General features: G+C 72.4%; 12 protein-coding genes. 5 read left to right on the top strand and 7 right to left on the bottom strand.

Going from position 1 to position 13,557, the window contains the following annotated elements:
- Positions 1 to 198 precede the first annotated feature (198 nt).
- Positions 199 to 3,303: a ThuA domain-containing protein gene (locus DMB38_RS14835; protein ID WP_164716000.1), complete on the top strand. Its 3,105-nt coding sequence runs from the start codon at positions 199 to 201 to the stop codon at positions 3,301 to 3,303.
- A 72-nt stretch (positions 3,304 to 3,375) separates the two neighbouring features.
- Here the strand turns inward: DMB38_RS14835 and DMB38_RS14830 are convergent, their stop codons facing one another.
- Entirely contained in the window at positions 3,376 to 4,194 is an 819-nt protein-coding gene (locus DMB38_RS14830) for a peptidoglycan DD-metalloendopeptidase family protein (RefSeq protein WP_240662238.1), read from the bottom strand.
- Between the two features lie 51 nt (positions 4,195 to 4,245).
- The gene (locus tag DMB38_RS14825; RefSeq protein ID WP_125935590.1) at positions 4,246 to 4,659 is read right to left on the bottom strand and encodes an organic hydroperoxide resistance protein; all 414 of its coding nucleotides are present in this window, start codon (positions 4,657 to 4,659) and stop codon (positions 4,246 to 4,248) included.
- A gap of 91 nt (positions 4,660 to 4,750) precedes the next feature.
- Between DMB38_RS14825 and DMB38_RS14820 the strand changes: the two genes are divergently transcribed.
- Positions 4,751 to 5,317, top strand: coding sequence for a TetR/AcrR family transcriptional regulator (locus DMB38_RS14820; RefSeq protein ID WP_125935589.1), 567 nt, complete (start codon positions 4,751 to 4,753; stop codon positions 5,315 to 5,317).
- Between the two features lie 73 nt (positions 5,318 to 5,390).
- Here DMB38_RS14820 and DMB38_RS14815 read toward each other — a convergent pair whose 3' ends face one another.
- On the bottom strand, positions 5,391 to 6,842 hold the full coding sequence (locus DMB38_RS14815) for an MFS transporter (protein ID WP_125935588.1): 1,452 nt from the start codon (positions 6,840 to 6,842) through the stop codon (positions 5,391 to 5,393).
- A 98-nt stretch (positions 6,843 to 6,940) separates the two neighbouring features.
- On the opposite strand from DMB38_RS14815, the gene DMB38_RS14810 reads away from it, so the two are divergent.
- A complete protein-coding gene (locus DMB38_RS14810; RefSeq protein WP_125935587.1) occupies positions 6,941 to 7,555 on the top strand; it encodes a TetR/AcrR family transcriptional regulator in 615 nt (204 codons plus the stop codon).
- Between the two features lie 25 nt (positions 7,556 to 7,580).
- On the opposite strand, the gene DMB38_RS14805 is transcribed toward DMB38_RS14810, so the two are convergent.
- The 4 genes from DMB38_RS14805 to DMB38_RS14790 all read right to left on the bottom strand — a co-directional run bounded on the left by DMB38_RS14805 (position 7,581) and on the right by DMB38_RS14790 (position 11,711).
- Positions 7,581 to 8,462, bottom strand: a complete 882-nt coding sequence (locus DMB38_RS14805) for a phosphatidylinositol-specific phospholipase C/glycerophosphodiester phosphodiesterase family protein (protein ID WP_125935586.1) — start codon at positions 8,460 to 8,462, stop codon at positions 7,581 to 7,583.
- 143 nt (positions 8,463 to 8,605) lie between these two features.
- Entirely contained in the window at positions 8,606 to 9,130 is a 525-nt protein-coding gene (locus tag DMB38_RS14800) for a hypothetical protein (protein WP_125935585.1), read from the bottom strand.
- 297 nt (positions 9,131 to 9,427) lie between these two features.
- Complete coding sequence (locus DMB38_RS14795) at positions 9,428 to 11,089, bottom strand: acyl-CoA dehydrogenase family protein (protein ID WP_125935584.1); 1,662 nt, start codon at positions 11,087 to 11,089, stop codon at positions 9,428 to 9,430.
- On the bottom strand, positions 11,073 to 11,711 hold the full coding sequence (locus DMB38_RS14790; RefSeq protein ID WP_125935583.1) for a TetR/AcrR family transcriptional regulator: 639 nt from the start codon (positions 11,709 to 11,711) through the stop codon (positions 11,073 to 11,075). Before DMB38_RS14790 ends, DMB38_RS14795 begins: the two co-directional genes overlap by 17 nt.
- Before the next feature lie 79 nt (positions 11,712 to 11,790).
- Between DMB38_RS14790 and DMB38_RS14785 the strand changes: the two genes are divergently transcribed.
- A complete protein-coding gene (locus DMB38_RS14785) occupies positions 11,791 to 12,261 on the top strand; it encodes a GNAT family N-acetyltransferase (RefSeq protein WP_206337694.1) in 471 nt (156 codons plus the stop codon).
- 86 nt (positions 12,262 to 12,347) lie between these two features.
- Complete coding sequence (locus tag DMB38_RS14780; protein ID WP_125935582.1) at positions 12,348 to 13,538, top strand: helix-turn-helix transcriptional regulator; 1,191 nt, start codon at positions 12,348 to 12,350, stop codon at positions 13,536 to 13,538.
- The last annotated feature ends 19 nt before the right edge of the window (positions 13,539 to 13,557 follow it).

The raw sequence follows: 13,557 nt of genomic DNA, 5'->3' as shown, positions 1-13,557 counted from the left end.
CCTTCCTCCCGTACGCGCCCTGACCGCGTACGCACGCACCCCCCGCGCCACAACGCCGCCGGGCCCGGAGCTCCGGGACCCCGATCCGGGCCCGGCGGACCACGCCTGCGCACGCCTGCGCGCCCGGCGCCCCACGAACCCCTCTCACCGACCGGTACGCCCATTCCATTTCCGCACACCGAAGGAGAGGACCGACTCATGAGCTGTCATGCTCGTGACATAGGCAGGTCGTTGGTCACCTTGCTGGCCGCCGTCCTGCTCGCACTCACCGCACTGCCGTCAGCAGCGGCGGAGAAGGCGCCCGCCTTCAAGGCGCTGCTCTTCACCAAGGCCGTGGGCTACGTCCACGGCTCCATCCCCGCGGGCATCCAGATGGTCAAGGAGGAGGCGGAGGAGAACGGGTTCGAGGTCGACCAGACCGACGACTCGACCGTCTTCAACGACGCCGCGCTCGCCGAGTACGACGTGATCATCATGCTGCAGAACTCCGGCATGGTCTGGGACACGGACGAGCAGCGCGCCGCCATGCAGAAGTACGTGCAGTCCGGCGGCGGCGTCGCGGCCATCCACAACACGCTCGACATGGGGATCGAGAACGAGTTCCCGTGGTGGGACGAGCTGATCAACGGCGGCGCCCACATGCCGAGCCACTCGCCCGGCGTGCTCCAGGGCACCGCGAAGGTCGCCGACAAGGTGCACCCCTCGACGAAGGGTCTGCCCGAGCGCTGGGAGCGCCCCGAGGAGTGGTACAACTTCGACGTCAACCCGCGCGGCGACGTGCACGTCCTGGTCACCGCCGACGAGACGACGTACAACCCGGGCGGCGACGCCATGGGCGCCGACCACCCGATCTCCTGGTGCCGTAACGCCGAGGGCGGCAAGGTCTGGGCCACCGCCATGGGCCACGACACCCCCGCGTACAGCGAGGAGGAGTTCCGCGACCACGTCATCGGCGGCGTGAAGTGGGCCGCGGGCGCCGAGCCGGGCGACTGCGGCGGCACGGTCTGGAACGGCTACGAGAAGGTCACCCTCGACGACGACACCGCCGACCCGATGGAGCTGGACGTGGCCAAGGACGGCCGCGTCTACTACGTCCAGCGCGCCGGCGAGGTCCAGGTCTTCGACCCGGCCACCCACCAGACCACCACCGCGGGCAAGCTCGACGTCTACACCGGCGGCGAGGACGGCCTGGTCGGCATGGAGCTGGATCCGGACTTCGCCAAGAACGGCTGGATCTACCTCTACTACGCCCCGGCCGGCAGCGCCGAGGACGTGAACAGGCTGTCGCGCTTCACGCTCAAGAACGGCAAGCTCGACACCGCCAGCGAGAAGAAGCTCCTCGACGTGCCCGCGTACCGGGACCGCACCTTCCCCGAGCCCGGCCACACCGGCGGCGCCGTCGAGTTCGGCCCCGACGGCACGCTGTACCTGGGCACCGGCGACGACGTGCCGCCGAACCTCAGCCCCGACTGGCAGGGGTACGCGCCGATCGACTGGCGCGAGGGCGAGGAGATGCTGGACGCCGCCAGGACCGCGGGCAACACCAACGACCTGCGGGGCAAGATCCTGCGGATCAAGCCCACCAAGGGCGGCACCTACACCATCCCCAAGGGCAACCTCTTCGCGCCGGGTACGTCGAAGACCCGTGCCGAGATCTACGCGATGGGCTTCCGCAACCCGTTCCGCTTCACCGTCGACCAGGAGACGGGCTACGTCCACGCCGCCGACTACGGTCCCGACCGCGGACTGCCGACGACGGACCGCGGGCCGGAGGGCATGGTCGAGTACAACGTCATCAAGAAGCCCGGCAACTTCGGCTGGCCCTTCTGCCACGGTGACAACCAGCCCTACGCCCCGTACAACCCGGACACCGGCGAGGTCGGCGCGAAGTTCGACTGCGACAACCTGACGAACCCCTCGCCGAACAACACCGGCCTGACCGAGCTGCCGAAGGTCCAGAAGCCCGACATCTGGTACGGCTACGGCCCCTCCGAGAACTTCCCCGAGCTGGGCCAGGGCGGCTCCGGTCCCATGGGCGGCCCGGTCTACAACTACGACCCGGACAACCCCTCCGAGACGAAGTTCCCCGAGTACTTCGACGGCGCCGGCTTCCTCTACGAGTGGACCCGCAACTACGTCAAGGAGGTCCGCTGGGACGAGAACGAGGAGCTGCTGAAGATCAACGACTTCCTCTCCTCGGCGAAGTTCAACAAGCCGATGGACATGACCTTCGGCCCCGACGGCTCGCTCTACGTCCTGGAGTGGGGCAGCGCGTTCGGCGGCGGCAACAGCGACTCGGGGCTGTACCGCATCGACTACAGCCAGGGCAAGCGCTCCCCGGTCGCCAAGGCCACCGCCTCGGCGACCAACGGGCCCGTGCCGCTGGCGGTCGACTTCTCCAGCGAGGGTTCCCGGGACCCCGACGGCGACTCGCTCTCCTTCGAGTGGGACTTCGACGGCGACGGCACCTTCGACTCCACCGAGGCCAACCCCAGCCACACCTACGAGAACAAGGGCGACTTCACCGCCCAGCTCAAGGTCACCGACTCCTCCGGCAAGACCGGCTACGCGAACATCCCCATCACCGCGGGCAACACCGCGCCCGAGGTGAAGATCGACACCCCGGTCAACGGCAAGCTGATCGAGTTCGGGGACAAGATCCCGTACAAGGTCACCGTCACCGACCCGGAGGACGGCCAGATCGACTGCTCCAAGGTCTTCGTCAACCCGGCGCTCGGCCACGACGACCACGAGCACTCGACGACCGACCTGCCGGGCTGCGAGGGCACCGTCGACACCGGTGACCTCGGCGGCCACCCGGAGGGCGCGGACCTGACCTATGTGCTGAACGCCCGCTACCAGGACGGCGGCGGCGACGGCGCCTCCTCGCTCACCGGGTACGACAAGGCGGTCCTGCAGCCCAAGCACAAGCAGGCCGAGTACTACGACGACCAGTCCGGCACCCGGATCGTCAGCCAGGCCGGGGCCGAGAACGGCAAGCGCATCGGCGACATCTCCAACGGCGACTGGGTCGCCTTCGAGCCGATGTCCGTCGAGGGCATGAGCCAGGTCTCGTACAAGCTGTCGTCGCCGTACGGCGTGGGCGCGATCGAACTGCGCGCCGACGGCCCGGACGGGCAACTGCTCGCGACGACGCCGGTGCAGAACACCGGGGGCTGGGACAACTACCAGGCCACGGCTGCCGTGCCGGTCGAGGCGCTGGAAGGGTCGCACAAGCTCTATCTGAAGTTCACGTCGCCGCAGAACAACTCGTTCGACGTCGACTCGGTGACCTTCAGCTAGTGATCGGGAGGTGAAAGGGCGGCGGCGCCCCGGGCGATGAGCCCGGGGCGCCGCTGTGTGCGTGCGGGTGTCTCAGATGTCGATGCCGTACTTGGCGAGGTAGGCGACGGGGTCGATGTCCGTGCCGTAGTCGGTGCCCGTGCGCACCTCGAAGTGCAGGTGCGGTCCGGTGGTGTTGCCGGTGTTGCCGGAGTCGCCGATGCGGGTGCCGCCCTCGACGCGGTCGCCCGGGGCGACGGACATCCGGTCGAGGTGGGCGTAGAGGACGTAGTGGTCGTCGGCCATGCGGATCAGGATGTGATTGCCGTACGCGCCCTCGGCGGAGGTGCTGTGGACCTCGCCGGGGCCGACGGAGTACACCGGGGTGCCCGTGGGGACGGCGAGGTCGACGCCGGTGTGGTGGCCGGCGATCCAGGCGTCGCCGGGGAGGCCGTAGGGCGCGGAGATCCGGTATTCGACATCGACCGGGGCGGTCCAGCCGGGCGCGGGCGCGCGCAGGATCTGGCCGGGCCGCAGCAGGTCCGGGTCCGGGCCGATCACGGACCTGTTGACCTCGTACAGCCGGTCCAGCGGCACCCCCAGCCGGCGGGCGATCGCCGTGAGGGTGTCGCCTTCGCGTACGCGGTACGAGGGCGGCGCCGGCTCGGCGGGCGCGGCGCGGGCGGCGGGGGCGTGCCGGGCGTGCGCGGCGGGCGGTCCCGCGGCAGAGGGTCCCGCGGCGGTGGCGAACGCGGCGGACGCGTCGGGCGCGGCGGACACGGAGGGCGCGGCGGACACGGCGCTGGCCGCGCCCGCCGTGCTCGCTCCGGCGAGGGCCGCGAGCAGGGCGGCGAGGACAACGGCGACGGCGGTGCGCCGCTTTCGGGGCGGGAGATAACGTTTAGTTGACACGGCGTCACGCTAGGTGCGTGCCCGCCCCGATTTGGCGACGGCGCGCCGGGATCACTCCACGACGAGCCGTACCGGAATGTTGCCCCGGGTCGCGTTCGAGTACGGGCACACCTGGTGCGTCGCCTCCAGCAGCTCCTTGCCGCGCTCGGCGGGGATGTCGTCCGGCATCTCCACCCGCAGCGTCACCTCCAGCGCGAAGCCGCCCGAGTCGTTCGGGCCGAGTCCGACCTCGGCGGTGGTCGAGACGTCGGAGACGTCGAGGTCCATGCGCTTGGCGACGACGCCCATGGCGCTGGTGAAGCAGGCCGCGTAGCCGACGGCGAAGAGCTGCTCGGGGTTGGTGCCCTCGCCGGTCCCGCCCAGCTCCCGCGGCGGCGCGAGCGTGACGTCGAGCTTGCCGTCGGAGCTGACGCCGCGGCCGTCGCGGCCGTTGGCGGTGCCGACCGCGGTGTAGAGAACGCTCATGGGAGGTGCCTCTCCGGGAGTCCAAATCGAACAGACAGGTCTGTCTGATGGCCCGCTCAGACTAGACAGACCTGTCTGCTACCGTCAACACGTGACCGCACCACCGAAGCCTCCCGCCCGCAGCCGCGTCCTCGACGCCGCGACGCGGCTCTTCTACGCCGAGGGCGTGCACGCGGTGGGCGTGGACCGGATCATCGCCGAGGCCGGGGTGGCGAAGGCGACCTTCTACCACCACTTCCGTACGAAGGACGACCTGGTCGCGGCGTACGTGACCGACCAGTGCCGGCGCCAGCAGGAGGCCGCCGCGGCCCTCGTGGGCACCGCCCCGCGGGCCACGGTGCTGGCCGTCTACGACGTCATCGGCGAGGCCGGCGCGGGCCCCGGGTACCGCGGCTGCCCCTTCATCAACGCCGCCGCGGAATACCCCGACCCGGACCACCCGGTGCGCCGCGCGGTGACGGACTACCGGCGCTGGTTCCGCGGCCTGATGCGGGACCTGCTGGCCGCGGACGGCCACCCGGACGCCGAGCGCACGGCGGACCTCCTGCTGGTGCTGCGCGACGGCCTCGTCGTGGGCAACGACCTGGACGACGCGGCGGCGCTGCGGAAGCTGACGCGGGACGCGGTGGAGCGCGTGCTGACCCCGCGGGCGGCCTGATCGGGGCGCGCAGGCGTACGGGCCGATCCGGGCGCGTCCGCGTACGGACCGGCCGCCCGCCCGCGTACGCGACTCATCGCGACGGGGTCTGCGGCGCCGCCCGCCGCCGGCGGCCGAGCAGCGCCCCCGCGGCCAGCGCTCCGGCGAGGACGAGCGCGGCGTTGACGCCGACCGCGGTCCTGACCCCGTCGAGCACGGCCTCGGGGCCGGTGCCGTCGGCGGCGGTGATGCGGGTGGTGGCGATGGCGCTCATCACCGGGATGCCCATGGTGATGCCGACCTGCTGGGTCATCGTGGCGAGGCCCGTGGCCAGGCCCTGTTCGGAATCGGGCAGCCCCGAGGTGGCGGTGACCATGAAGCCGACGATCATCAGCATGTTGCCGACCCCGCCGGCGAACGTCGCGGCCAGCAGCAGCCAGATCCAGCCGCCCGAGGTGCCGAGCGCGAGCAGCGCCGCGGTGGCGGCGGCCTGGGCCGCGCCGCCGTAGACGATCGCCGCGCGGCTGCCGACGCGGCCGACGACCCGGCCGCCGAGGGTGCCGCCGAGGACGGTGCCCAGGCCCAGGACGCCGAAGGCGAGGCCGGTGGCGAGCGGGGTGTAGCCGAGGACTTCCTGGAGGTAGAGGGTGAGGAGGAAGACCAGGGAGGTCTCGGTGAGGAAGGCGACGAGCCCGGCGGCGTTGCCCCACACGACGGTGGGCCGGCGCAGGATGCGTACCGGCACCAGCGGCTTCTCCGCCCGCTTCTCCACGAACCGGAACGCGGTGAGGAGCGCGGCGCCCGCGCCGAGCGCGGCGAGGGTGACCGGCTCGGTCCAGCCGGCCTCGCCGGCGTGGGTGAGCCCGTAGACGACGGCGAGCAGCCCGCCGGTGACGGTGACCGCGCCGGGGAGGTCGAGCCGGGGCCGGCCCGCGGGCCGGGAGTCGGCGATGACGGCGGGGGCGACGGCGAGGATCGCGGCGGTCACGGGCACGTTGACGAGGAACGCCCAGCGCCAGGAGAGCAGGTCGGTGAGGAGCCCGCCGAGCACGGCGCCCGCGGTGAACCCGGCGGACATCAGGGCCCCGTTGAGCCCGAGCGCGCGCTGCCGCAGCGGGCCCTCGGGGAACGCAGTGGTGAGCAGGGAGAGCCCGGCCGGGGTGACGGCGGCGGTGGCCAGGCCCTGGAGTACCCGGGCGACGAGCAGCATCCCGGGGGAGGTGGCGAGGCCGCCGAGCACGGAGGAGAGGCCGAGGAGGGCCATGCCGCCGAGGAAGAGCCGCTTGCGGCCGAAGAGGTCGGCGATCCGGCCGAAGAGGAGGGTGAAGCCGGCGGCGGCGAGGGCGAAGGCGGTGGCGATCCACTGGAGGTGCGCGAGCGGGAAGCCGAGCCCCGCGCCGATGACGGGGAGGGCGACGTTGAGGATGGAGAAGTCCACCGCGACCATGAACTGGGCGCCGAGGAGAAGGGTGAGCACGAGCTTCTGCCGCCCGGTCATGCGGAGGGCGGGGGCCGGGGGTGCGGCGGCCTTGTCGAGCACGGACATGGAGGTTCCCTTCGGGCGGGCTAACAGGACTCGTGTCCCGTTAAGCTGAAGCCGAAGGTAGCAGAGAATGCGGCACTAATGAAACTGGAGACCCGTTAATGAGTTCCGAGCCCGAGCCGGATCCCGGCACCCTCAGGCCCGGGGGCCGCACCGCCCGGGTCCGCGCGGCGGTCCTCCGGGCCACCGGGGACGCCCTGGCGGAAGAAGGCTTCGCCCACCTCGACCTCGCCGACGTCGCCCGCCGCGCCGAGGTCGGCAAGACCACCGTCTACCGCCGCTGGGGCTCCGCCACCGGGCTCGTCGCCGACCTGCTCGCGGAGATGGCGGAGCAGTCCGTACCGCGTACCGAGACCGGCACCCTCCTCGGCGACCTGCGCGCCAACGCCCGCCTCGTGCTCGGCACCCTCACCGACCCGCGGCAGGGCGCGCTGTTCCGCGCCGTGATCGCGGCGGCCACCTGCGACGGCCGTACGGCGGCGGCCCTGCACCGGTTCTACGCGATCCGCATCGCCGAGTGGGCCCCCTGCGTCGAGCAGGCGGTGGCCCGCGGCGAACTCCCCGCGGGCACCGACCCGCACGAGGTGATCCGCGCCGTCTCCGCCCCCCTGTACTACCGCCTCCTCGCCAGCGGCGACCCCCTCGACCCCGCCGCCGCCGACCGCGCCGCCGAGGCGGCGGCGGTGGCGGCGCGGGAGGGGGCGTACGTCGTGTGAGAGCCGCGGCCCGGCGGGCGGGGCGTCAGGCGTCGTGCTTGCGGAGGAAGGTCTGCAGGCCCGCGAGGTCGTCGGTGTTGATCCAGTCCACGTTCGCGTCGAGCAGCGTGCGCCATATGTTGTCGCGCGCCTCGCCCGCGGCGTCGGGCGTGGCCCAGAAGCGGATGGTCTGGCCCTGCCGGTGGGCGGTGTGGACGATCAGGTTCAGCCAGTCGCGCTCGGCGGCCGGCATCGTGCCGGTGCCCTGCCAGGTGAAGCTGGAGTTCCAGTTGCCGCTGATGAGCGGGATGAACGACGCGGGGACACCGGAGTTGATGTCGTCGTGGCGGCCGTCGTAGAAGGCGTAGCGGAGCCTCTCGGCCTCCATCGGCGCGCGGGCGCCGCGGTCGCCGGAGATGACGGCGGTCACCGCGCGGCGGCGGACCTTGCCGCCGCTGGCGGAGCTGAAGATCGAGCCGTAGCCGCGCAGCACCTCGGAGAGCGCGCGGTACGTGGGGTCGCCTGCGGTCTTGAGGTCGATGAGCAGTTGCAGGGTGAGCTGGTGGCCCTTGTAGACGCGGCCGCCGTTGGCCCGTATGCGGCGGGCCAGCGGGTCGAGGTAGAGCGCCTGGAGCGTACGGGCCGGATCGAGCTGCGCCTCGTCGTGGGCGACGAGGAGCTGCCCGTCGACCAGCCAGATGTCCGACTCGACGCTGGCGAAGCCGTGGTCGAGCGCGTCGAGAAGCGGACGCTCGTGGAGGTAGTCGTTGTGGGCGTGCGCCCGCTTGAGCGGCGCGGGCCCGCGCCCCCGGCCGCCGGCACCGTGCTCGGCGGCCTGGGCGTACGCGGGAAGCCCCCCGGCGAGCGCGCCGCCGGCGACGGCGGCGGACAACGTGGCGACGGCGCGGCGTCTGGAGTAGGCGGACAAGGGTCCCTCCCCTGGTGCGGCGTGCAGGATGGACCGAAGTATCGACCGGCCGCGACGACTTGCACAGGGTGCCCGCGGTGAACGGGAGTTGACCCGCACGGGGCAGGGGGCGGGGGGGGTGCCGTACTCGCCGGGCGGCGGAGTCAGCAGCCGGGACCGATCGGCGGAGACGACGTCAGGGCAAGGGCAGCCTCCCGCAACTGGGCCGCCCACGTCTGCTGGTCAAGCCCCAGGGTGTACTCGATGCAGCAGTCGCATTGCGGGATCAGCGCCACGAACGATCGCTCCGCCTCGGTCTCGGCCTCCGTCTCCCACCAGTCGTCCCTCGCCAGATCAGCGGGAGTCGTCTCTCCATCGACGAGCCTTGCCGCCATCCGGCGCAGAGCGTGGCGTCGTGCCAGGCCCCGATCCGGCAGCCTGATCCCGGACTCGGCAAGTGCGTGCTCGAACGTGTCGCGAATATCGTGGGTATTGGCGTTCCGGGGCCAACCGGCGAGCTCGCACAAGGCCGGGGTGTCCAGTCCGGCTGCGAGCGCCTCGGCAGCGATCATCGGCAGATCCTCCGCGCGTATGTCATCCGCCTGATAACGGCACGCCACCTCACCCAGGGACGTGAACCCGCTCTGCACGGAGGCTTCCGGTTCCGGTGACGTTCCTTCTGCTCTCATGACTCCCACGGTGTCAGCACCGTTTCCCGGGTGCACCCACGATTTCCGTGAACTCGCCGGCCGCACGGGGCTCGGGACATCGGAACGAGAACCGGCGCCAGTCCTCAGGAGGGCTGCGGATAGCCGAGCCGGCGATGGCGGGAAGCAAACGGGCCGCATCGTAGACGGTCACGGACACATTCAATCCGGCCTCTGACATCGTCTGCCCGTTCCCGGGCGTCACGTCGGCGGGGACTCCGGCTCCGTACGGTACGAGCCACGCGGGCGGTGCCCCGTACCGTACGGACCCTCCGCCCCTCAGCTCCTGCCGTATTCGCCGCCCGTCGGGCGGGCCCGCTTGAGGATCGTGTCCGTGTCCGCACCCGGTGGCAGCGTGCCGAACGCCAGGCCGCCGTCGCCGGCGAGGCGGCTCGCGCAGAAGGCGTCCGCCACCGCCGCGTCGCCGTGCCGGTGCAGCAGCGCGCCCTGGAGCACCAGCGCCATCGACTCGACCACCCGCCGTGCCCGGTACTCCACCGCCGTCACGTCCGCCAGGTCCTTCCGCAGCCGCCCGATCGCCGCGTCCAGCCGCGCGTCGGCGCCCGCCGCGGCGCCGACCTCGGCGAAGAACGCCGTCACCGTCTCCGGCCTGCGGGCCATCGCGCGCAGCGCGTCGAGCGCGGCGACGTTGCCCGAGCCCTCCCAGATCGACGGCAGCGGCGCCTCCCGGTACAGCCGCGGCATGCCGGACTCCTCGACGTACCCGTTGCCGCCCAGGCACTCCAGCGCCTCCGCGGCGTGCGCCGGACCGCGCTTGCACACCCAGTACTTGGTGACGGCGAGCCCGATCCGCCGGAACAGGGCCTCCTGCTCGTCGGCCCCGCCCGTCTCGCCGCGGTCGACGGCGCCCGCGAGACGCATCCCCGCCACCGTCGCCGCCTCGGCCTCCACGGCGAGGTCGGCGAGCACGTTCGCCATCAGCGGCTGGTCCGCGAGCCGCGCGCCGAACGCCCGCCTGTGCTCGGCGTGGTGCAGCGCCTGGACGACGCCGAGGCGCATCCCGCCCGCGGTGGCGAGGGCGCAGTCGAGCCGCGTCATGTTGACCATCTTGATGATGGTCTTCACACCCTCCCCTTCCTCGCCGACGAGATGGCCGACCGCCCCTTCGTACTCGATCTCCGCGGAGGCGTTGGAGCGGTTGCCGAGCTTGTCCTTCAGGCGCATGAGTTGGATGGCGTTGCGGGTGCCGTCCGCCAGCACGCGCGGGACGAGGAAGCAGGACAGCCCGCCGGGCGCCTGGGCCAGGGTGAGGAAGACGTCGGACATGGGCGCGGAGGTGAACCACTTGTGCCCGGTGAGCGCGTAGAGCCCGTCGCCGTCGCCGGCCGGCACCGCGCGGGTGGTGTTGGCCCGGACGTCGGAGCCGCCCTGCTTCTCCGTCATCGACATGCCCGCGATGAGGCCGGACTTGGCGGTGGGCGGGCGCAGCCCGAAGTCGTACGCGGCGGAGGTGAGCAGCGGCTCGTACGCGGCGGCGAGGTCCGGCGCGGTGCGCAGCGCGGGCACGGCGGCGTACGTCATGGAGACCGGGCACAGGTGCCCGGCGTCGGTCTGGCCCCAGACGAAGAGCTTCGCGGCGCGCGCGACGTGCGCGCCGGGGGTGCGCTCCCGCCAGGGCGCGGCGTGCAGGCCGTGGCCGACGGCGGTACGCATCAGGTCGTGCCAGTGCGGATGGAACTCGACCTCGTCGATCCGGTGCCCGTAGCGGTCGTGGGTACGCAGCACGGGCGGCTGCTCCTCCACGCTGCGGGCCCATTCCTGGGCCTGCGGCCCGCCCGCGAGGAGCCCGAGTTCGCGCACCTCGTCCTCGGCCCAGGAGGCGCCGTGGGCGCGGAGGGACTCCAGGAGGGCGGGGTAGGCGGAGACGTCGTAGGAGGTGAGGGGCGGGGGCTGGTTGGTGACCTCATGGGTGGTCGGCATGGGGGACTCCCAGGGCTCGCAGGGTGAAGGCGACGAGGTGCGCGGGGGTGTGGGGCCCGGGGGCCTCCGGGCTTTCCGCCTGGCTCCCGGTCGCGCCGGACAGCGGCCCGATGAGGGCTTCCGCACACGCCCCGACGAGACCGGCGGCGGTCAGCAGCGGATCCTGCCGCGGCAGCCGCCCGCTGTCGGTGCCCTCGGCGATACGGGCCGCGAACACGTCGCGGAACGCCCGCCGGAAGACGAGCCGTTCGGCCTCGACGGCGGTGTCGACGGGCTCGGCGAGCAGCGCGTACGCCAGCCGCGGACTGGCCAGCGCCCGGCGCGCGAACGTCTCCACGGCGGCGGCGACCCCCTCGGCGGGGTCCTCGGGCCTGCGGGCCGCGGCGGACACGGCGTCGACCTCGGCGGTGACGACGCTGCGGAACAGCTCGACGGCGAGCACGGACTTGCTGGGGAAGTGCCGGTAGACGCTGCCGGTGGCGATACGGGCCCGCGCGGCGACGGCGGCGACGGTGCACCCGGCGTACCCCTCGTCGGCCAGCAGCGCACGGGCGGCGCCGAGGACGGCGTCCCGCCGGCCGTCCATCCGCGCCTGGACGGCGGGGGTGCGGCGGTAGGGCATAGGAAGGATTGAAGCAGTGATTCATGGCTTCAGCAAGGGCGGGGCGGTGATGTCAGTGGGGGGTGCGAGACTCGGCGGCATGACGGAGAACATCCTGCTGAGAGATGTGGCGGAGGAGGACCTGGAGGTCTTCTTCGCGCACGAGCACGACCCGGAGAACGTGCGCCGGTCCCACTTCCCGCCGCGCGAGCGGGAGCGCTTCATGCCGCACTGGCGGGAGCGGGTGCTGGGGGACCCGACGGGCCTGGTGCAGACGGTGGAGGTCGACGGGAAGGTCGCGGGGAACGTGGTGGCGTGGTGGGACGGCGACCGCCGGTTCCTGGGCTATGTCTTCGGCCGGGAGTTCTGGGGCCGCGGCATAGGCACCCGCGCGGTGGCGGCGTTCCTGGCCCTGGAACCCAACCGCCCCCTGTACGCGGACCCGTACGTGGGCAACGAGGGCTCGGTCCGCTTGCTGAAGCGGCTGGGCTTCCAGCAAACGGGCTCGGAGTGGAACGGGGAGGACGAGCACGTGATGCTGGTCCTGGAGGGCCCGGGCGCGGTGGCGTAACCGTCCGCGGGCGGGGGCCGTTTGCGGGGTAATCGCGGGGTGTCCCGCGGGTACGGTTCTGGTGTCGTCTCAGAACGGGAGTCAGCATGCCCGACCATCCCGAAGAGCACATCGGCGACCGCCTGCGATCGGTACGGAAGCGCCGTGGGCTGACGCAGAAGGAACTCGCCCGAGGAGCAGGTGTCTCGCTGTCGCTCGTCTCGAAACTGGAGCAGGGCGAACTCACCGACACGCGCATGGAGACCGCGCACGCGCTCGCCCGCGCGTTGCGGGTGCCGACGACGTCCCTCCTGGCAGCGCACGAGGAAGCCGAGAAGGCGCCCGCCGCCGCCGAGGACCGGTGGGCGCCGGTGCGGAACGCGCTGTTCGCCCCGGTCGACACGCTGGACGAGCCGCCCACGATCGAGGGCCTGCGGGACGCTCTCACCGCCGCTCAGCCCCTCGTCGTCGGCGGCAAGTTCGCCGAGCTGGGCGCTCTGCTGCCGTCGATGCTGCGCGACGCCGATGCCGTCGCCCAACTCGGCGTCGAGGGCCGCGCGGTGCGGATCCGTGTCCTGCAACTGGCCGGGTGGCTGATGACGCAGACCCGCCAGTTCGACGCCGCGGACATCGCGCTGGAGCGGTCGCTGGACGACGCGAGCGATCGCCTGCAAGCGGTGGCCACGGCCAACGCCCAGTGCTGGCTGCTGCTCCGCCGCGGCCGGCTCGCCGAGGCGCGCGAACTGGCCACGCGGTGGGCCGACGAGATGGAGCCGCGCCTCTCGCGCGCGACCATGACGGAGCTGGCGGCGTGGGGGTGGATGCTCGTCCGCGTCTCGGCGGCCGCCATCCGGGACAACCGCGCAGGCGAAGCCGAGGACGCGCTGCGGCTCGCGCACGCCGCGGCGGTGGCGATGGGCCGGGAGTACGCGCCGAGGATCGACGTCATCCGGACCTTCGGCCCCGTGACGGTGCAGTTGAAGCTGGCGGAGAACGAGTCGATCAGCGACCGGCCGGACCTGGTGCTGAAGCGGGCCGAACGGCTCCCCACGACGGCGTTGCAGGCGGTGACCAAGAGCAACGGCAACCGCCATCTCCTCACCGTCGCGCATGCCCACACCCGGCAGCGTCAGTACGCCGAGGCCGTGGGCGTCCTCTCCGACGTCCGCAAGCAGTCGCCGGAGTGGCTGCCGAACCAGCGCTTCGCCCGCGACATCCTCGGCCAGGTGGTCAAACGGCGCCGCACGCTCACACCGGAGATGCGCGAGCTGGCGGACACCGTTCGACTACCACTCTGATCTGCGGACTTACGAGTTC

The sequence above is a fragment of the Streptomyces sp. WAC 06738 genome, assembly GCF_003945505.1.
Taxonomy (GTDB): domain Bacteria; phylum Actinomycetota; class Actinomycetes; order Streptomycetales; family Streptomycetaceae; genus Streptomyces.
This window is presented reverse-complemented; position numbering and strand designations above follow the sequence as displayed.

What these genes read in the sequence shown, in the direction of transcription:
- DMB38_RS14800 (WP_125935585.1), bottom strand. Translation starts at nt 9,130, where the DNA reads ATGAGAGCAGAAGGAACGTCACCGGAACCGGAAGCCTCCGTGCAGAGC.
- DMB38_RS14835 (WP_164716000.1), top strand. Translation starts at nt 199, where the DNA reads ATGAGCTGTCATGCTCGTGACATAGGCAGGTCGTTGGTCACCTTGCTG.
- DMB38_RS14790 (WP_125935583.1), bottom strand. Translation starts at nt 11,711, where the DNA reads ATGCCCTACCGCCGCACCCCCGCCGTCCAGGCGCGGATGGACGGCCGG.
- DMB38_RS14810 (WP_125935587.1), top strand. Translation starts at nt 6,941, where the DNA reads ATGAGTTCCGAGCCCGAGCCGGATCCCGGCACCCTCAGGCCCGGGGGC.
- DMB38_RS14815 (WP_125935588.1), bottom strand. Translation starts at nt 6,842, where the DNA reads ATGTCCGTGCTCGACAAGGCCGCCGCACCCCCGGCCCCCGCCCTCCGC.
- DMB38_RS14785 (WP_206337694.1), top strand. Translation starts at nt 11,791, where the DNA reads ATGACGGAGAACATCCTGCTGAGAGATGTGGCGGAGGAGGACCTGGAG.
- DMB38_RS14825 (WP_125935590.1), bottom strand. Translation starts at nt 4,659, where the DNA reads ATGAGCGTTCTCTACACCGCGGTCGGCACCGCCAACGGCCGCGACGGC.
- DMB38_RS14795 (WP_125935584.1), bottom strand. Translation starts at nt 11,089, where the DNA reads ATGCCGACCACCCATGAGGTCACCAACCAGCCCCCGCCCCTCACCTCC.
- DMB38_RS14780 (WP_125935582.1), top strand. Translation starts at nt 12,348, where the DNA reads ATGCCCGACCATCCCGAAGAGCACATCGGCGACCGCCTGCGATCGGTA.